The 18,993-nt window shown below is 63.9% G+C and carries 17 protein-coding genes; 8 read left to right on the plus strand and 9 right to left on the minus strand.

Annotated elements, in window-relative coordinates:
- Positions 1-230 precede the first annotated feature (230 nt).
- The 8 genes from CEW83_RS15700 to urtA form a co-directional block, all read right to left on the minus strand.
- A complete protein-coding gene (locus CEW83_RS15700) occupies positions 231-1,268 on the minus strand; it encodes an aliphatic amidase (protein WP_108950174.1) in 1,038 nt (345 codons plus the stop codon).
- A gap of 35 nt (positions 1,269-1,303) precedes the next feature.
- Entirely contained in the window at positions 1,304-1,645 is a 342-nt protein-coding gene (locus tag CEW83_RS15705) for an FmdB family zinc ribbon protein (protein WP_108950175.1), read from the minus strand.
- 68 nt (positions 1,646-1,713) lie between these two features.
- Positions 1,714-2,946, minus strand: coding sequence for a formamidase (fmdA, locus tag CEW83_RS15710; protein WP_108950176.1), 1,233 nt, complete (start codon positions 2,944-2,946; stop codon positions 1,714-1,716).
- A gap of 21 nt (positions 2,947-2,967) precedes the next feature.
- Positions 2,968-3,657, minus strand: a complete 690-nt coding sequence (gene urtE / locus CEW83_RS15715) for an urea ABC transporter ATP-binding subunit UrtE (RefSeq protein ID WP_108950177.1) — start codon at positions 3,655-3,657, stop codon at positions 2,968-2,970.
- A 12-nt stretch (positions 3,658-3,669) separates the two neighbouring features.
- A complete protein-coding gene (gene urtD, locus CEW83_RS15720; RefSeq protein ID WP_108950178.1) occupies positions 3,670-4,413 on the minus strand; it encodes an urea ABC transporter ATP-binding protein UrtD in 744 nt (247 codons plus the stop codon).
- A gap of 21 nt (positions 4,414-4,434) precedes the next feature.
- Positions 4,435-5,628, minus strand: a complete 1,194-nt coding sequence (gene urtC, locus CEW83_RS15725) for an urea ABC transporter permease subunit UrtC (protein WP_108950179.1) — start codon at positions 5,626-5,628, stop codon at positions 4,435-4,437.
- A gap of 27 nt (positions 5,629-5,655) precedes the next feature.
- A complete protein-coding gene (urtB, locus tag CEW83_RS15730; RefSeq protein ID WP_108950180.1) occupies positions 5,656-6,570 on the minus strand; it encodes an urea ABC transporter permease subunit UrtB in 915 nt (304 codons plus the stop codon).
- 72 nt (positions 6,571-6,642) lie between these two features.
- Entirely contained in the window at positions 6,643-7,899 is a 1,257-nt protein-coding gene (urtA, locus tag CEW83_RS15735; protein ID WP_108950181.1) for an urea ABC transporter substrate-binding protein, read from the minus strand.
- A gap of 306 nt (positions 7,900-8,205) precedes the next feature.
- Between urtA and CEW83_RS15740 the strand changes: the two genes are divergently transcribed.
- The 8 genes from CEW83_RS15740 (at position 8,206) to CEW83_RS15775 (ending at position 18,090) form a co-directional block, all read left to right on the plus strand.
- Entirely contained in the window at positions 8,206-11,568 is a 3,363-nt protein-coding gene (locus CEW83_RS15740; protein WP_108950182.1) for an ATP-binding protein, read from the plus strand.
- Positions 11,565-12,470: a DNA-binding response regulator gene (locus tag CEW83_RS15745; protein ID WP_108950183.1), complete on the plus strand. Its 906-nt coding sequence runs from the start codon at positions 11,565-11,567 to the stop codon at positions 12,468-12,470. Before CEW83_RS15740 ends, CEW83_RS15745 begins: the two co-directional genes overlap by 4 nt.
- A gap of 73 nt (positions 12,471-12,543) precedes the next feature.
- A complete protein-coding gene (gene gmk / locus CEW83_RS15750) occupies positions 12,544-13,158 on the plus strand; it encodes a guanylate kinase (RefSeq protein WP_108950184.1) in 615 nt (204 codons plus the stop codon).
- Positions 13,159-13,161: 3 nt separating this feature from the next.
- A complete protein-coding gene (gene rpoZ / locus CEW83_RS15755) occupies positions 13,162-13,377 on the plus strand; it encodes a DNA-directed RNA polymerase subunit omega (RefSeq protein WP_108950185.1) in 216 nt (71 codons plus the stop codon).
- Positions 13,378-13,401: 24 nt separating this feature from the next.
- Positions 13,402-15,603 carry a RelA/SpoT family protein gene (locus tag CEW83_RS15760; protein ID WP_108950186.1) on the plus strand — a complete coding sequence of 734 codons (2,202 nt, stop codon included), beginning with the start codon at positions 13,402-13,404 and terminating at the stop codon, positions 15,601-15,603.
- Positions 15,604-15,695: 92 nt separating this feature from the next.
- A complete protein-coding gene (locus CEW83_RS15765) occupies positions 15,696-15,884 on the plus strand; it encodes a DUF3460 family protein (RefSeq protein WP_108950187.1) in 189 nt (62 codons plus the stop codon).
- A 9-nt stretch (positions 15,885-15,893) separates the two neighbouring features.
- A complete protein-coding gene (locus tag CEW83_RS15770; RefSeq protein ID WP_108950188.1) occupies positions 15,894-16,661 on the plus strand; it encodes a class I SAM-dependent methyltransferase in 768 nt (255 codons plus the stop codon).
- A complete protein-coding gene (locus tag CEW83_RS15775) occupies positions 16,633-18,090 on the plus strand; it encodes a 3'-5' exonuclease family protein (RefSeq protein WP_332871115.1) in 1,458 nt (485 codons plus the stop codon). The genes CEW83_RS15770 and CEW83_RS15775 overlap by 29 nt, the downstream gene beginning before the upstream one ends.
- A gap of 16 nt (positions 18,091-18,106) precedes the next feature.
- Here CEW83_RS15775 and CEW83_RS15780 read toward each other — a convergent pair whose 3' ends face one another.
- Positions 18,107-18,799, minus strand: coding sequence for a Crp/Fnr family transcriptional regulator (locus CEW83_RS15780; protein WP_108950189.1), 693 nt, complete (start codon positions 18,797-18,799; stop codon positions 18,107-18,109).
- Positions 18,800-18,993 lie beyond the last annotated feature (194 nt).

Below are 18,993 nucleotides of genomic sequence, written 5' to 3' on the forward strand. Positions count from 1 at the left end.
GGTGCCCGCTTGCGTCGGCCGGCGCTGCGGCTCATGCAGGCCTCGCCCTTCGGGTACCCGCCGCAGGCACCGTTATCCTGGCCGCGCCGGAACTCGCTGCGCTCGGACAGCCGGCGCGGAAGACCCCAGGATGACGATGCCTGCGGCGGCGGGCCTGAAATCGCCTCAGCGCCAGCCAACGCAAGCTGTCTTGCAGTGTGCCTGGACCGACGCAGGACGCCGGCCGGCGCTCAGCGGTGTTCCGGTTCCTGGTTCGGAATGCCGTCGATCGGGCATTCGGGCGTGCCCACCGTGCTGCGGGTGATGGCCTCCACCTTCTTGCGCGTGCCTTCGGGGTCGTTGATCCAGTCGGCGTAGAAACCGTAGGGACAGGCGGCGACGCCAGCGGCCTCCTCGCCGGAGTTGATCTTGCCGGTGTAGCCACGGTGCAGCAGCTTGAACAGATGGTTCTGCGACTGCGCGTTCTTGCGGAAGTCGCGAATCAGGCTGGTCGACAGCTCGGCATACTGGATGCCCATGTCCTCCTCGCCGCATTCGCCCAGTGTGCGGCCGTCGAAGCCGACGATCGCGGAGTGGCCGAAGTAGGAATACACGCCGTCGAAGCCCGAGGCATTGGCCACGGCAACGTAGCAGTTGTTCATCCACGCCATGGCCTTGGCCACCAGCACCTGCTGATCCTTGGCCGGATACATGTAGCCCTGACAGCGCACGATCAGCTCGGCGCCCTTCATTGCGCAGTCGCGCCAGATCTCAGGGTAGTTGCCGTCGTCGCAGATGATGAGGCTGATCTTCATGCCCTTGGGGCCGTCGGACACATAGGTGCAGTCGCCCGGATACCAGCCCTCGATGGGCACCCAGGGCATGATCTTGCGGTACTTCTGCACGATCTCGCCCTGGTCGTTCATCAGTATCAGGGTGTTGTACGGGGCCTTGTTCGGGTGCTCTTCGTGGCGCTCGCCGGTGAGCGAGAACACGCCCCACACCTTGGCCGTGCGGCAGGCGGCGGCAAAGATCTCGGTTTCCTCGCCGGGGATGGCCGCGGCGGTGTCGTACATCTCCTTGGGGTCATACATGATGCCGTGGGTCGAGTACTCGGGAAACACCACCAGATCCATGCCGGGCAGGCCGCGCTTCATGCCGACCACCATGTCGGCGATCTTGCGGGCGTTGGCGATGACCTCTGCCTTGGTATGCAGGCGGGGCATCTTGTAGTTGACGACTGCAACGCCGACGCAGTCCTTGCTGCTGGAAATATCTCCGTGTCTCATCTTGCGTATCCTCGAAACTGGGTTTCAGTGCGCCATCAATGGCTGATCATCCACGGGCGCTTGGTAGGGAAGGTCTTGGCACCGTCGGGGCTCTTGACGGTCGATTTGGAGAGGCCCGATCCGCATCCGCAGCCCGGCCCGTGACGATGGGTGGCGTGGTGTTCGGCGCTGGTTCTGGGGGCGTGCGCGGCGCGTTCGTTGGTGGCGTGGGCGATGCGGTTGGTGGATGACATCGTCGCCAGCGTCGGCGCGCTGAGGATCACGCGCTCCGAACCCTTGCCGCAGTACGGGCAGATGCACGGGTCGTTGCGTACGGCGATCGGGCGGTAGGCCGTGAAGTCGCCGCAGTCGTCACAGCGGTATTCGTAAGTAGGCATCCCGGAACTCCTCGAATCTTGCAGGGCAAAGCGCTGCGCGCCGCGAGGGCGCGCAGCGATGGTCAGGCTCAGACCTTGTCGTAGGCGATCGGCAGGTCGGCCGTGCCGGTGATGAACTTGGTCGGACCCGATGCGTTGGGGTTGATGTCGAACTCGAAGATCTCGGTCGGCAGCCACAGGGTCGCGCAGGCGTTCGGAATATCGACCACGCCACTGATGTGGCCCTGCACCGGCGCGGTGCCGAGCAGCGAGTAGGCCTGAGCGCCTGAGTAGCCGAACTTCTTCAGATACTCGATGGCGTTGAGGCAGGCCTGGCGATAGGCGACATGCACGTCCAGATAGTGCTGCTTGCCTTCTTCATCCACCGAGATGCCCTCGAAGATGACGTAGTCCTTGTAGTTCGGCGTGATCGGGCTGGGCTTGAAGATCGGATTCTTGATCGCGTACTTCTCCATGCCGCCCTTGATCAGCGACACCCGCATGTGCACCCAGCCGGCCATCTCGATGGCGCCGCAGAAGGTGATCTCGCCATCGCCCTGCGAGAAGTGCAGGTCGCCCACCGACAGACCGGCGCCCTTTACATAGACCGGGAAGAAGATCTTCGCGCCGCGCGACAGATCCTTGATGTCGCAGTTGCCGCCGTGTTCGCGCGGCGGCACCGTGCGTGCGCCTTCGGCTGCGGCCTTGTCGCGCGCTTCGCCCTGCATCTTGCCCATGTGGGCGGTCTTCGGGGCCGGCGGGTTGGCCAGCGGCGGCACGCGGTCGGGCTGGGTGGCGATGAAGTCCACTTCGCGCTCGTTCCACATGTCGAGCATCTTCTGGTCGGGCAGGCAGCCGATCAGGCCGGGGTGAATCAGGCCGGCGAAGTTCACGCCGGGAATGTGGCGGCTCTTGGTGAACATGCCTTCGAAGTCCCAGATCGACTTCTGTGCATGGGGGAAGTGCTCGGTGAGGAAGCCACCGCCATTGGTCTTGGAGAAGAAGCCGTTGAAGCCCCACAGGCTGTCGTCGCGGGCGCCGATGTCGAGCAGGTCGACCACCAGCAGGTCGCCCGGCTCGGCACCTTCGACGCCGACCGGGCCGGACAGGAAGTGCACGGTCGACAGATCGACATCGCGCACGTCGGCTGCGTCGTCGTCGTTCTTGATCGCGCCACCGGTCCAGTCATAGGTTTCGAGCACGAAATCGTCGCCCGGCTTGACCCAGCAGGCCATGGGAATATCCGGGTGCCAGCGGTTGTGGACCATCTCGTTTTCATACGGGGACTGCTTGAGATCGACCTTGATCAGAGTTTCAGGCATGGCATACCTCTTTGGTGTGAGTTAAACCGAAAGGAACTGCTTGATACGCGCCTCGTCGGTATCCGCGCGCGTGCTTTCATGGACCAGACGACCGCCTTCAATGACGAACAGGCGGTCCGCGACGTCCATGGCAAAGGAAAGGACCTGCTCTGAGACCACGATGGTGATCTGGCGCAGCTTGCGGATCTCGTTCAGCGCCTTGGCAATGTCCTTGATGATCGAGGGCTGGATGCCTTCGGTGGGTTCGTCGAGCAGCAGGACCTTGGGGTCGGTGACCAGCGCGCGCGCAATGGCGAGCTGCTGCTGCTGTCCGCCCGAGAGGTTGCCGCCCTTGCGGCGGCGCATGTCCCACAGCACCGGGAAGAGGGCGTAGATTTCCTCTGGGATATGCTTGGTCTTCGAGTTCTCGAGACCGGTCTGGATGTTCTCTTCCACGGTCAGCGTCGGAAAGATCATCCGGCCCTGGGGCACGTAGGCGATGCCTTTGGCGACACGACGATAGCTCTCGTCCTTCGACACCTCCTGCCCGTCCACCTCGACCGAGCCCGAGCGGATGGGCAGCACGCCCATCAGGGACTTGAACAGGGTGGTCTTGCCCATTCCGTTGCGGCCCATGATGGCGATGGCCTCATTGCGTTCGGCCTTGAACGAGATGCCGTGCAGCGCCTCGCTCTGACCGTAATTCACCACGACATCCGATACGTTCAGCATGATTGGCTCCTGTCAGTGGCCGAGATAGACGTCGATGACCTTGGGATCGGCCTGCACCTTTTCCATCGATCCTTCGGCAAGGATCTTTCCCTGGTGCATGACGGTGACCTTGTGCGCGATGCGCGACACGAAGGCCATGTCGTGCTCGATGACGATGACCGAGCGGTTCTTGCAGATGCGCAGCAGAAGGTCGGCGGTGAGCTCGCGTTCGCGGGCACTCATGCCGGCGATGGGCTCGTCGAGCATCAGCAGTTCCGGGTCCTGCATCAGCAGCATGCCGATCTCGAGCCATTGCTTCTGGCCGTGCGAGAGCAGGCCGGACTCCAGTTCGAGACGATCGGAAAGGCCGATCATCTCCGCCACCTCCATCACCTTGTTGCGCACCTCGTCGTCGCACTTGAAGCCGAGCGCACCGAACACGCCGCGCCCGCGCGGGAATGACACCTCGAGGTTCTTGAACACGCTCAGGTTTTCGTAGATCGACGGGGTCTGAAACTTCCGTCCGATGCCGGCGCGCACGATCATGTGCTCGGGCAGGCTGGTCATTTCCTGGTTCTTGAACTTGATGCTGCCCGCCGAAGCGCGGGTCTTGCCGCAGATCAGGTCGAGCAGCGTGGTCTTGCCGGCACCGTTGGGGCCGATCACCACGCGCAGTTCGCCGCGGTCGAGATAGAGGTTGAGGTTGTCGATGGCCTTGAAGCCGTCGAATGACACCGTCAGATCCTCAACGGCGAGCACGAAGTCGGTATTGCTCATGGTCTGTTCCTCCGTTGTCGATCAGGCGGACTGGCTGCTGACTTTGCCGGGCAGGTTCATGTCGCCATCGGTCCGTTGCGGTGCGGCGGCGGGCTGCGGTGCGCTGCTGGCGCTGACCGTTTCCGTTTCCGCAGGCTGCTTGCGGCGGGCGAGGCGGGGCTTGACGTGGCTCTCGTACAGACCGGCGAGGCCGTTGGGGAAGACCATCACCACGCTGATGAAGAGTGCCGACATCAGGAACAGCCACAGGTCGGGGAAGCTCTCGGAGAAGTAGGTCTTGCCGAAGTTCACCAGCAAGGTGCCGTACACCGCGCCCACCAGGCTCATGCGTCCGCCGATGGCGGCAAAGATGACCATCTCGATCGATGGCACGATGCCGACGAAGGAGGGCGACATGAAACCGACCTGCAGCGTGAACATCGCGCCGCCGATGGCCGACAGTGCTGCGGCCAGGCAGAAGGCGAAGACCTTGAACATCGACACGTCATAGCCCGAGAAGCGCACCCGGTCTTCCTTGTCGCGCATCGCCAGCAGCAGGGTGCCGAGCTTGCTGACCTGGATCCAGCGGCACAGCAGGATGGCACCGAGCAGCAGCCCCACATTGACGAAGTAAAGGATGTACTTGGAACTGTCGTCGCGGATGTCCCAGCCCATCAGGGTCTTGAGGTCGGTCATGCCGTTGACCCCGCCGGTGAAGCCCTGCTGGCCGATGATCAGTACGGTCAGGATCAGCGCCACGGCCTGGGTGATGATGGCGAAGTACACCCCGCCGACGCGGCGCTTGAACATCGCGTAGCTGATGATGAAGGCCAGCAGGGTGGGAACCGCGATCACCGCAATCAGGGTCAGTGGCAGCGACTTGAACGGGAGCCACCACATCGGCAGTTCGGTGAGCTGATTCCAGTCCATGAAGTCGGGAATGCCCGGCGTCGATTGAATGGCGGTGCTCTCGGGGTCGGATGCTTCGAGCTTGAGGAACATCGCCATGGCGTAGCCCCCGAGGCCGAAGAACACGCCCTGGCCGAGGCTGAGCACGCCGCCGTAGCCCCACAGCATGACCAGGCCGATGGCCACGAAACCGTAGGTCAGGTACTTGCCCACGAGGTTGAGGCGGAAGATGTCCATCAGCAGCGGAAACGCTACCAGCAGGATGAGGGCGAGGATCACGAAGCTGCCGTAGCCGCCTCGCATCACCCAGTTCTTGATTGCATTCATGGTTGGCTCTCCGGAATGGGCGGGGGGTCAGCGACGGACCTTGGCTGCAAACAGACCTTGCGGGCGCAGCATCAGGATGGTCACGATCATCAGCAGGGTCAGAACCTTGGCGTTCGAGCCGCTGAGGAAGAACTCCGAGATCGACTGTGTCTGTGCGATGCCGAAGGCTGAGACCACCGTGCCCCACAGGCTGGCCGCACCGCCGAAGGTCACGACGAGGAAGGCGTCCACGATGTATAGCGAGCCGCTGGTCGGTCCGGTGGAGCCGATCGTGGTGAAGGCCGCGCCGGCCACACCGGCGACGCCGCAGCCGATGGCGAAGGTCAGACGGTCGGTGCGCGTGGTGTTGATGCCGATGGCGTTGGCCATGGTGCGGTTGGCGACCGTTGCACGGACACGCAGACCCCAGCGCGACTTGTACAGGGCGAGCAGCACGCAGCCGGTCACGAACACCGTCAGGCCGAGCACGAACATGCCGTTGATCGGAATGTCGAGGCCGTCGGTCGGGGCCCACGAGCCCATCAGCCAGTCAGGCAGCGTGGGGCTGACCTCCTTCGGTCCGAAGGTGGAACGGAACAGCTGCTGCATGCCCAGCGACAGGCCCCAGGTGGCGAGCAGGGTGTCGAGCGGGCGTTTGTAGAGATGCCGGATCAGCGCCCATTCGGCCAGCCAGCCGAAGGCGAAGGCGATCAGGAAGGCGCACACGATCGCAACCGGGAAATAGACCTGTATCAGGCCGGGGGCGAGGGATTCGGTGAGGCTGGAAAACAGGAAGATGGTGTAGGCACCGATGGTCATGAACTCGCCGTGCGCCATGTTGATGACGCCCATCTGGCCGAAGATGATCGCCAGGCCGAGTCCCATCAGCAGCAGCACCGCAAACAGGCTCAGACCTGCAAAACCCTGCATCAGGGTGATGTTGTAGATTTCGTCGAATGTCATGACGGAGCTCCGGGGGTTGATGCGCTGAACGGCCGAAAACCGCCGCGACGTGTGCCGCGGCGGCTGCCAGTCTTACTGGTAGCCCTTGGGGAAGGGGTTCGGTTCGATCAGTTCGGGGGATTCGGCGACGACCTTGAACTGGCCGTCGGCCTGACCCATGCCGATGCGGGTCTTGCTCCACAGGTGATGGTTCTCGTGGACCTTCACGTAGCCTTCCGGCGCGGTCTTGAGTTCGATGCCAGGGGAGGCGGCGACGACCATGTCCACATCGAAGCTGCCGGCCTTTTCGACTGCCGCCTTCCACAGCCATGGCCCGAGGTAGGCCGCCTGGGTGACGTCGCCGATGACCGCCTTGGGTCCGTACTTGGCCCTGAAGGCAGCGACGAACTTCTTGTTGTTCTCGTTCTCGAGCGACTGGAAGTACTTCATCGAGGCATAGAAGCCCTCGAAGTTTTCGCCGCCGATGCCGAGCATTTCGTCTTCGGTGACCGACAGCGTGAGCAGGAACTGCTTGCTCGCGGTGATGCCGGCAGCCTTGAGCTGCTTGTAGAAGGCGACGTTGGAGCCACCCACCACGGCGCAGAAGATGCAGTCCGGCTTGGCGATCTTGATCTTGTTGATCAGGGAGTTGAAGTTGGTGTTGCCGAGCGGGTAGTACTCTTCGCCGACGACGCTGCCCTTCTGGAAGTTCTCGATGTGCTTGCGCGCGATCTTCATCGAGGTGCGCGGCCAGATGTAGTCCGAACCCACGAGGAAGAACTTCTTCGCCGACTTTTCCTTCTGCGCCCAGTCGAGGCCCCAGATGATCTGCTGCGTGGCTTCCTGGCCGGTGTAGATCACGTTCTTCGACTGCTCCAGGCCTTCATAGAAGGTCGGGTAGTAGAGCAGGCCGTTCTCTTTCTCGAAGATCGGCAGCACGGCCTTGCGCGAGGCGGAGGTCCAGCAGCCGAACACGGTCGCAACCTTGTCGTTGACCAGCAGCTTGCGCGATTTCTCGGCGAAGGTCGGCCAGTCGGAGGCGCCGTCTTCCTTGATGACCTTGATCTTGCGGCCGAGGATGCCGCCCATGGCGTTGATTTCGTCGATCGCCAGCTGTTCGGCCTGGATCGAGCCGGTTTCGGAGATCGCCATCGTGCCGGTGCCGGAGTGAAGCTGGCCGACCGTGACTTCGGTGTCGGTGATCGCGAGGCCGGTGGTATTGACCTTGGCTGTCGGGAACTGCTGGCCGAAGCTGAGACCGGACATGCTTACCAGGGGCAGTGCAGCGAGCCCTTGCAGCAGACGGCGACGGTCGAGGGAGATCTTGTTCTGGTCAGACTTTGAAGACATGGATGACTCCTTGCTCTGCGGGAATGAAAAGCGTCGGCATGGCGCCGCATCCGGATTGCAGCGGCGTTGCTGCTGCGCACAATCTATTCGCAGGGGTGCGTAGTCCCAATACGTCGTTTGACGTAGTGAGGAGCGCCTCGGGATGGTGCGTTGCTGCACCAGAATCAGGCGTCGCCCGTGACCGGGCGCGCAGCCGGTGGCGCCCGGGGCGCCGGATTGGCGCGGCGCTGCCCGATGGTGGCGGGGACAGCACGGTGTGGAGCGCGTCTTGCTTGAGGAATCAATCTTTTACTGCCGCCCAGACCCATGCCTGCAAACACGCAGCGCATCTTCAGGGTCCGTCGCGACTACAACACCTGGGTCGCCAACGAGACGCTCGAGGACTACGCGCTTCGCTACACCCCGCGCTCCTTTCGCCGCTGGTCGGAGTTCCGCGTTGCCAACACGGCGTTCGGCGCGGTGTCGTTTCTGGCGATGGAGGCCATTGGCGGCACCATGGTGGTCAACTATGGTTTCGCCAATGCGCTGATTGCGATCCTCGTGGTGGGGCTGCTGACCTTTCTGACCGGGCTGCCGATCAGCTATTACGCGGCCCGCTACGGCGTCGACATGGACCTGCTGACCCGCGGGGCGGGTTTCGGCTATCTCGGTTCGACCTTCACCTCGCTGATCTACGCGACCTTCACCTTCATCTTCTTCGCCCTCGAAGCGGCCATCATGGCGCTTGCGCTGCAGATGGCCTTCGACTGGCCGATTGCCTGGTGCTACGTCGTGTCTGCGGTGGTCATCGTGCCAATGGTGATCTACGGGGTCACGTTCATTTCACGCCTGCAGTGGTGGACCCAGCCGGTATGGCTGCTGCTGTGGCTTGGCCCCTTCGTTTTCATCCTGTTCAAGCAGCCGCAGGCCTTCGTCGATTTCGTCGGCATGACCGGGCGTACTTCCGGTGACAGCGGCTTTGACTGGATGATGTTCGGCTCTGCGGCAACCGTGGCGTTTGCGCTCATCGTGCAGATTGGCGAGCAGGTGGACTTCCTGCGCTTCATGCCTGAGAAGACCGCGTTCAACCGCCGGCGCTGGTGGTCGGCTGTCATCGTTGCCGGCCCTGGCTGGATCGTGCCCGGCATGCTCAAGATGCTGGGCGGTGCCTTTCTCGCCTTCCTCGCCCTGCAGCACGAGATCCGCCCGTCAAATGCCACCGAGCCCACGCAGATGTACCTCGCTGCCTACGGCTATGTGTTTGCCGATCCGTTCTGGGCGGTCGCGGCGACCACCGTGTTCGTGATCATTTCCCAGATCAAGATCAATGTGACCAACGCCTATGCCGGCTCGCTGGCGTGGTCCAACTTCTTTGCACGTGCCACGCACAGCCACCCCGGGCGCGTGGTGTGGCTGGTATTCAACGTCCTGATTGCCACGCTGCTGATGCTGTTCGGCGTATTCCAGGCGCTGGAGCCGGTGCTGGGGCTGTATGCCAACGTCGCGGTTGCCTGGGTCGGGGCGCTGGTGGCCGATCTGGTGATCAACAAGCCACTCGGCCTGTCGCCTGCCCATATCGAGTTCAAGCGCGCCCATCTCTTCGACATCAATCCGGTGGGCCCGGGCGCCATGCTGATTGCGGCGACGGTGGCGATCATTGCCTACTCGGGTTCCTTCGGGCCGATGGCGCAGGCGTATTCGCCATTCATCGCCCTGTTTCTGGCGTTTCTGTGCGCGCCGGTGATCGCGTGGCTGACGCACGGACGCTACTACCTGGCGCGTCAGAGTCATCCCGCCTGGCGCCCGGGCGAGATGGTGCGCTGCGTGGTGTGCGAAAACCATTTCGAGGCGGACGACATGGCAACCTGTCCGGCCTACGAGGCGCCGATCTGCTCGCTGTGCTGCACCCTCGAGTCACGCTGTCACGATCGCTGCAAGGCGGGGGCGCGGGTAACCGAGCAGGTGCAGCGCCTGCTGACCGTGCTGCTGCCGGTCGCCATTTCGCGACGCTTCAACTTCCGGGTCGGGCACTACATGCTGCTGCTGTGCAGCCTCTTTCTGCTCATCGGCACCGTGCTGGGCATCAACTACTACCAGGCGACCGTGACGGCGGGCTTCAATCCGGATGTCGATCATTTTCTTCGCAGCGCATTCGGCAAGAGCTTCAGCATGATGGCGCTGCTGGCTGCGGTGGGGGCCTGGTGGATGGTGCTGAGCAGCGAGAGCCGGCAGCTTGCCGAGGATGAGTCGAATCGCCAGAACCTGCTGCTGAGCCGGGAGATCGAGGCGCACCGCCAGACCGATGTCGCCCTGCAGCAGGCCAAGGAGCTCGCGGAGTCGGCCAACCGTGCCAAGACGCGCTACGTCACGGGGGTCAGTCATGAGCTGCGCACACCACTCAACAGCATTCTCGGCTATGCGCAGATTCTCATTCACGACGCCAGGCTGGAGCGCGACCAGTTGCGCTCGGTGTCCACCATTCATCGCAGCGGCGAGCATCTCGCCAGCCTGATCGACGGCCTGCTCGATCTTGCGCGCATTGAAGCGGGACGCCTGACGCTCGACCCCACGGTGTTCGACCTGCCCGAGTTCATCGACGATCTCGAGCGCATGGTGGGGCCGATGGCCGCGGCGAAGCAGCTTGGCTTTCGCGTGGAGCTGGGTGCCGGCTTGCCTGGTCTCGTGCGCGCTGACCTCAAGCGGCTGCGTCAGATCCTGATCAACCTGCTGGTGAATGCGGTCAAGTTCACGCTGCGTGGCGAGGTGCTGCTGCGCATCAGCTACCGTGCAGATGTTGCGCGTTTCGAGGTCATCGACAGTGGCGTTGGCATTGCGGATGAGGATCTTGAGCGCATCTTCCTCCCCTTCGAGCGCAGCGGCGTGCAGAACCGTGAGCCCGGTACCGGGCTGGGGCTGACCATCACGCAGCTGCTGACCGAGTTGATGGGCGGTGAGCTAAGCGTGCGCAGCGAGCCGGGCAAGGGGAGCTATTTCGGGGTGCGCATCTACCTCCCGGCGCAGACCGCGGATCAGGGCGACACCCAGGTCATGACCGCAGTGACCGGATATGGCGGCAAGCGCTGCAGGGTACTGGTGGTCGATGACGAGACCGATCACCGCCAGCTGATCATCGGTCTGCTCAGTCCGCTGGGCTTTCTCTGCGCAGAGGCTGCAAGTGGCGCAGACTGCCTGACCCTGCTCGCGACCGAGGCGCCGGATGCGGTGCTGCTCGACATCAGCATGAGCGGCATGGACGGCTGGACCTGCGCGTACCGGATTCGTGCGGCCGGTCATCGCTGTCCGATCATCATGGTGTCGGCCAATGTGTTCGACAACCGCCAGGAGCAACTGCTCGCCGCACAGTGCCAGGGTTTCGTCAGCAAGCCGGTGCGCGAGTCGGAACTGCTCGCCTGCCTGGGCGTCGTGCTGGAGATCGACTGGTTGCGCGCCGAGCGCCCGCCGCGGGAGAGTGCGGGCGCCGGGTTGCCGGAGAACACGCTTGCGGCCAACGACCGGGCCAGCCTTTCCGCCCTGCTCAGAATCGGTCATGTACAGGGTGCGCGGCGGGAGTTGCAGCGCATTGCGGCTGAGGCGCCGGGCGTCGCAGCGGCGTGCGAACATCTTTCCGCCCTGATGGACAACTATGAGCTGGAGCGTTGCATGGACTATCTCGGAGTGCCCGTGTCATGACGGTGGAGGTGCAGGAAGTCGAACGCGTCGTTCTACTGGTGGACGACATGCCGTCGAGCCTGGATTTTCTGGTCCAGGCGCTGGATCAGGCGGGGTATACCGTGCTCGTCGCTCCCGGCGGCGAACCGGCCCTGCGTCTGCTCGACCTCAGTGTGCCGGATGCAATCCTGATGGATGCGGTCATGCCGGGCATGGACGGTTTCGAGGTCTGCCGCCGGATCAAGGCGGTCGATGCCTACGCGCACGTCCCGGTCATTTTCATGACCGGGCTGGCCGAAACGGAAGATGTGCTTGCCGGCTTTGCCGCGGGCGGCGTGGATTACGTGGTGAAGCCGGTCCGGATTCCCGAGGTCCTCGCGCGTCTGGCCACGCATGCGCGCAACGCGCGGCTTGCACGGCTGTCGCGTGAAGCGCTGGATATCGGCGGTCACGGCGTGGTGCTGCTCGACGGACTGGGACGGATCGCCTGGCAGTCGCCACAGGCCGCCGCCTGGCTTGCTGCGCTGTTCGGTACGCCGGATGCGGCGGCAGATTGGCTGCGCGGGCTGATTGCAGACCCCACCCGGGGCAGCGGCGAGACCCGCGTGATGCCCGACGGGCGAAGCCTGCAGCTGCGCCCGCTGGGACCCGCCGGAATTGGCGAGACCATGATCTTTCTGTCGCTGCGGCAGCCGGGCAATGTGCAGCCCGCGCGGCCGGCGCTGGCCACGCTGACCCGGCGTGAAACCGAGGTGCTGTCATGGATCGCGAAGGGCAAGACCAACCGCGACATCGGCGACATCCTCGGGATGAGCCCGCGCACGGTCAACAAGCATCTCGAACACGTTTTCGAGAAGCTGGGCGTGGAAACACGCGCCGCTGCGGCCGCGCTGGCAATCCGCGAGTTCGATCCGGAGCCGTGAGCGCCCGGGGGCGTTACAATCCTCACTTTCCGCCGCATTGTCCCTGCGGCGCGCCGTATAGTGAGAGCCTGAAATGTCCGGAACCCTTTTCATCGTCACCGCGCCTTCCGGCGCCGGCAAGACCACGCTGGTGCGGGGTCTGCTCGAGCGCGATCCGCAGGTGCAGCTGTCCATCTCCTACGCCACCCGCGAGCCGCGTCCGGGCGAGAAGAACGGGCGTGAATACCACTTCGTTGATGTACCCACGTTCCGTGCGCTGCGCGACCGCGGCGAATTTCTCGAATGGGCCGAGGTGCATGGAAACTATTACGCGACCTCCAAGGTCTGGCTAAAGGAGCAGATCGAGCAAGGGCGCGATACGCTGCTCGAAATCGACTGGCAGGGTGCGCAGCAGGTGCGCAAGGTCTTTCCTGCCGCGGTGGGGGTGTTCATCCTGCCGCCGTCGCTCGATGAACTGGAAAACAGGCTGCGTGGACGGGGTACGGATAGTGACGATGTCATCAACCGCCGCCTGCTTGGCGCACGTGGCGAGATGCGGCACGTGGCCGAGTTCGACTACGTTATAATTAACAACGAGTTGCAAGTCGCGCTCGAAGATCTGGTTGCCGTCGTTCGCGCTTCGCGCCTGCGCAACGCCAATCAGCACCAGCGACACCCGCAGTATTTTGATTTCCTTGAACAGGACTGAGTCATGGCCCGCATCACCATCGAAGAATGTCTGAAAAAGATTCCGAACCGCTTCCAGCTCACGCTGGTGGCGACCTATCGTGCCCGTCAGCTGACCCTCGGCGGCACGCCCCAGATCGACATGGACCAGCATGAACGTGACAAGCCGACCGTGATCGCGCTGCGCGAAATTGCTGAGGGCAAGGTTGGCCTGGAAATGCTTAACCGCGGTCAGGCCTGATTGCGCGCGGGGCGAGGCGAGATCATGGAAACCGACCTTGCGCCCGCGCCCCCGCAACCTTTTCGCCCGCCCGCATCGAGTGCGGTTCCGATCGACTTCGAACTGCTGCGCGAAAAGCTTGCCACGTACCTGAAGCCCGAAGATCTCGGGCGCGTTGAAGCGGCATACCATTTTTCGGCCAGTGCACATGAGGGGCAGTTCCGCATCAGCGGCGAGCCCTACGTGTCGCACCCGGTGGCGGTCACCTCCATCGTTGCCGACTGGCATCTCGACCCCCAGGCCCTGATTGCTGCGCTCCTTCACGATGTGATGGAGGACACGCACATCTCCAAGGCGGAGATTGCCGAGCGCTTCGGCAAGACCTCTGCCGAACTGGTGGACGGCCTGTCCAAGCTGGACAAGATCGAATTCCGTTCGCAGGAAGAGGCGCAGGCCGAGAACTTCCGCAAGATGTTGCTGGCCATGGCGAGCGACCTGCGGGTGATCCTCATCAAGCTTGCCGACCGCCTGCACAACATGCGCACGCTCGATTGCGTGCGCCCGGCCAAGCGCCGCCGGATTGCCAGCGAAACGCTGGAGATCTATGCCCCGATCGCCAACCGGCTCGGGCTCAACAACATCTATCGCGAGCTGCAGGAGCTGTCCTTCGAGCACAAGTACCCGATGCGTTTCCGGGTGCTGGCCAAGGCCATCCGCGCTGCGCGCGGCAACCGTCGCGAGGTGGTGGGCAAGGTGCTCACCACGATCGAGGAGCGACTGCCGCAGTGGGGCATCACCGCCGAGGTCTATGGGCGTGAGAAGCACCTGTACAGCATCTACCGCAAGATGATGGAAAAGCACCTGTCGTTTTCGCAGGTGCTCGATATCTACGGTTTTCGGGTGATCGTGCACGACGTGCCTTCGTGCTACCTCGCGCTCGGCGCCCTGCATTCGATGTACAAGCCGGTGCCGGGCAAGTTCAAGGACTACCTCGCGATACCGCGCGCCAACGGTTACCAGAGTCTGCACACGACGCTGATCGGGCCTTTCGGCACGCCGGTCGAGGTGCAGATCCGCACCCGCGAGATGCACCACATCGCCGAGTCGGGCGTGGCCTCGCACTGGCTGTACAAGGAAGACGAGAAGACGCTCACCGAGCTGCAGCAGAAGACGCATTCGTGGCTGCAGTCGCTGCTCGAGCTGCAGTCCACCTCGGTTGGCGCTGCCGAGTTCCTGGAACACGTCAAGATCGACCTCTTCCCGGGCGAGGTCTATGTGTTCTCGCCGATGGGCAAGATCTTCAATCTGCCGCGCGGCTCGACGCCGGTCGACTTCGCCTATGCGGTGCATACCGACGTGGGCAATCGCTGCGTGGCCTGCCGCATCAATTCCGACCTGATGCCCCTGCGCAGCGAACTGCGCAACGGTGATCAGGTGGAGATCATCACCGCGGCGCATGCCGCGCCCAATCCGGCCTGGCTGTCCTATGTGCGCACCGGCAAGGCCCGCGCGCAGATCCGCCATTTCCTCAAGAACGCCCAGCAGGAAGAGTCTGTCGCGCTCGGCGAACGCCTGCTCAATCAGGCTTTGCGCCCGCACGGCCTCACCCTGGGGCAGATCTCCACCTTCGCCTGGGACCGTTTCCTGCGTGATCGCGGTGTGCGCATCAAGAAGGACATTTTCGCCGACATCGGTCTCGGCAAGCGCCTGCCGGTCATCGTGGCCCGGCGCCTGTCGCAGGCGCAGGACCAGGAGTCGGGTCGCCCCGACGTGGTCAAGCCCAAGCCCGCCGGCGCGATTCAGATCCGTGGCAGCGAAGGCATTGCAGTACAGCTGGCACGTTGCTGCCAGCCGATTCCGGGCGATCCGATCATCGGCACCATTCGCAAGGGCCAGGGGCTGGAAGTGCATCTGCACGACTGTCCGGTGGTCGCCAAGTTGCGTGGCGACCGCGCGCGCTGGGTGGATGTCGAGTGGGAGCCGAGCGACGAGCGTCTGTTCGACGTCACCATCCGCGTGCTGAGCAAGAATTCCCGCGGGGTGCTGGCCCGTGTGGCCAGCGCGATCTCCGAGGAAGACTGCAACATCCAGACGGTCAACATGGACAACGAGCAGGGCGATTACACCGCCCTCAACCTGACCGTGCAGGTGCGTGACCGCATGCACCTGGCCCGCGTCATGCGCGCGGTCAGGCGCGTGCCCGAAGTGGTTCGCATCGGCCGTCTCAAGGCCGACGGCCGCGTCTGACCGTGCAATCCTGCCGCCGCACAGTGCGCGGCAGGAAGACCGCCCGCGTCCGACCTGCTAGAATCCCGCGGGTCTACGAGGGAGAAGGCATCATGGCGATCTACGAATCAGAACATACCAAATTCATGCGTGAGTGGATGGAGAAGCACCCCGAGCAGGCTGTCGAGCAGCGCCAGGGGCGTGCGCTGTGGTGGGACAAGCCGCAGGACCTCGCGGCGCAGAAGCGCGCGCGGGAGTCCAAAGTGCCGACCAAGGGCTACTACTACGACATCAACCACTGATCCGCACTGATGACCGAACCCGCCCGGAGCGCGAGTCCGCTTCAGACCGATCCTCAGTTGCAGCGCTATTTCGCCAGCGAGGAAGAACGCCGGGTCAACACCCGAAAGCTGTTTGACAGTGCCGCTTCGGGCTATGACCGGGCGGAGAACATCACCGCGCTCGGTACCGGCCCTTGGTACCGGCGCTGGGCATTGCAGCGCAGCGGGCTGACCGCAGGCATGACCGTGCTCGACGTTGCCGCAGGGACCGGGCTGGTTGCGCGCGAGGCGCAGCACATCATCGGCGACAAGGGCCGCCTGATGGCGCTCGACCCCTCGCCCGGCATGCTCGACGAGTTGCGCAAGAAGCTGTCGGTGGAAACCATCGAGGCCTACGCCGAGTCGATTCCGCTGCCCGAAAACAACGTCGATTTCGTCTCCATGGGCTACGCACTGCGCCACGTCGGCTCGCTTGAGCAGGCCTTCGGCGAGTATCTGCGCGTCCTGCGTCCGGGTGGCCGGACCTGCGTGATGGAGATCACCCGTCCGCGCAGCGCCTTCGGGCGGCTGATGATGCGCATCTACATCCGCGGCATCGTGCCCCTGCTGTCCCGGGTGGCGCGCTGCAACCCCGATGTGTCGATGCTCTGGGAGTATTACTGGGACACCATTCAGGCCGCCGTCGAGCCCGAACGGGTGCTCGAGGCAATGCGTCAGGCCGGTTTCGAGGATGTGCGCTGCATGCTCACCCTGGGTGTATTCCGTGAGTATGTCGGCCGCAAACCTGCCACTGTCTGAGCGTATGTCCCTGCCCGAGCGGCTCGCCTTCGTCGATCTCGAAACCACCGGCGCCAACCTCCAGCGTGACGGCATCACCGAGATCGCGATCATCCGCGTCGAGCACGGGCGCGTCGTTGAGCGCTGGGAGAGCCTGGTCAACCCCGGGCGCTCGATCCCGGCCACGATCCAGAGTTTCATCGGCATCACCGACGAGATGGTGGCCGACGCGCCGGCGTTCGCGGCACTTGCCGATGCGGTCGCGGCCCTGCTCGAGGGCTGCGTGTTCGTCGCCCACAATGCCCGCTTCGATTACGGCTTTCTCAAGAATGCCTTTGCCGGCCTTGGCCGCAGTCTGGATGCGCCGGTGTTGTGCACCATCAAGCTGTCGCGTGCGCTCTATCCGGAATTCCATCGCCACGGGCTCGATGCGCTCATCGAGCGCCACGGGCTTGCATGCGGCGCGCGTCACCGCGCAATGGGCGATACCGATGCGCTGTGGCAGTTCGTTCAGCTGGTGGAGCAGTCCTTCCCTGCGGAAACCCTGCAGCAGGCCGTCACACGTGCGATGAAGGCGCCGGCGCGCCCGCCCGGTCTGCCTGAAGGGGCGATCGAGGGCATGCCGCCGTCGCCCGGCGTCTATCTTTTCTTTGGCACCGAAGCCGCGCCCGAAGGCGGGCGTCCCGACTTGCCGATCTACATCGGCAAGAGCGTGAATCTGCGCACCCGGGTGATGGAGCACTTCTCAGCCGCAACCCGCAAGGGCAAGGAAGCGGAGCTCGCGCGTCAGGTCAGGCGGGTGGACTGGATCGAGACCGCTGGCGAGCTGGGCGCGCTCCTGCTCGAAGCCGACCTGGTCAAGACGCGTCAGCCGCTGCACAACCGCCTGCTGCGCGCCAGCGAGGAGACCTTTGCCTTGCGCATGGTGCCTGGCCGCAAGCGGCCGCCGGTGCTCGAGCGTGTGCGCATTGCGGAGACCGACCCCCGCGACTGGGAAGGGCTGTACGGCGCGTTTCGCAACCGCAAGGAGGCAGAGAATCTGCTGCGCGAGCTCGCCCAGGCCTATCAGCTGTGCCCGCGCCGGCTGGGTATCGAGCCAGGCAGCAGCGGGCCGTGCATGGCCTTCGGCATGAAGCGCTGTGCCGGCGTGTGCGCCGGGCGGGAGTCGTTCGAAGCGCACGATACGAGGCTGCTGGGCGCACTCGGTTCGGCTCGCCTCAAGCCCTGGCCGTGGCCCGGCGCGGTGGTTCTGCCTGAAGTCCACGAAGCCAGCGGGCGGGCGGCATTCCATGTGGTCGACCACTGGTGCCATCTGGGCAGCGTCGAAACGCGGGATGAGGTGGCTGCGGTGCTTGACAGCGTGCAGCCGCGCTTCGAACTCGATACCTACCGCATCCTGAGCCGCTGGCTCGGCGCTGCTGAAAACCTCGCGTCTGCCGAGCCGCTCTAGCGCCGTCTGACCGCGCTCAGCCCGCAGCGCAGCTGCGCAGCATCGACAGATTGTCCAGCACCAGACCACGGCGCCCCTGCGGGCGAATCATGCCATCGCGCATGAAGCGCGACAGCACACGAGACAGGGTTTCCGGCGTCAGGTTGAGCTGCGCGGCGATGTTCTGCTTGTCGGTCTCAAGCTGGATCTCAAAATGCTCGGCGCTCTCGGGTGCCAGCCGCGACAGGTAGTGGGCGACGCGCTGCGTGCTGGTGCCCTGCAGACAGATCTGCAGGTTCTCGATCAGGTCGTAGATGGACGACGAAAGGCGCAGCGTCATAGCATTGGCGAACGAAGCCGACGCCGCCATCGCGGTGCGCAACGAAGCGCTGCGGACCAGCAACAGATTGGTGTCACGCGTGGCCTGGGCGGTGAACAGCTGGGGCCGACCGAGCAGGGCGGCCTCCTCGCCGAACAGCGCGCCCGCGCCGGCAACCTGTATGATCTTTTCAGCCCCGCTGGCGGAAATCAGTGAGCACTTGACCTCGCCGTTGAGCACGACCCACATGCAGTCCGCTGCGTCGTGCGAGTGCGTGACGATCTCGCCACGCTCGCAATGAAGCACCCGGCCGCCGTCGATCAGTCGCAACATGCCCTCGTTGTCGAGCAGGTCGAACGGCGAGGTACGGGCAAGGGTCGAAAAGAAGGTGGAAACAGGTTCGGCGGTCATTGTCTAGCTCCTTGCGGCCGACTCGTGGTAGCCGCGTCTTGTCCAGTTTAGGGCGTATTCCCGCGCGTCTGAATCCGCACCCCGGTGTGTCTCGATCACCGAAGTACCTCCGAAGAGGTATGGGTGTTTCGCCTCAATGCCTTGTTTAATATAGACATTAATTTTGAGAGTGGGGGTTTTTGTATGTCATGGGC

The organism is Parazoarcus communis (assembly GCF_003111645.1).
In the GTDB taxonomy this organism is placed as follows: domain Bacteria; phylum Pseudomonadota; class Gammaproteobacteria; order Burkholderiales; family Rhodocyclaceae; genus Parazoarcus; species Parazoarcus communis_A.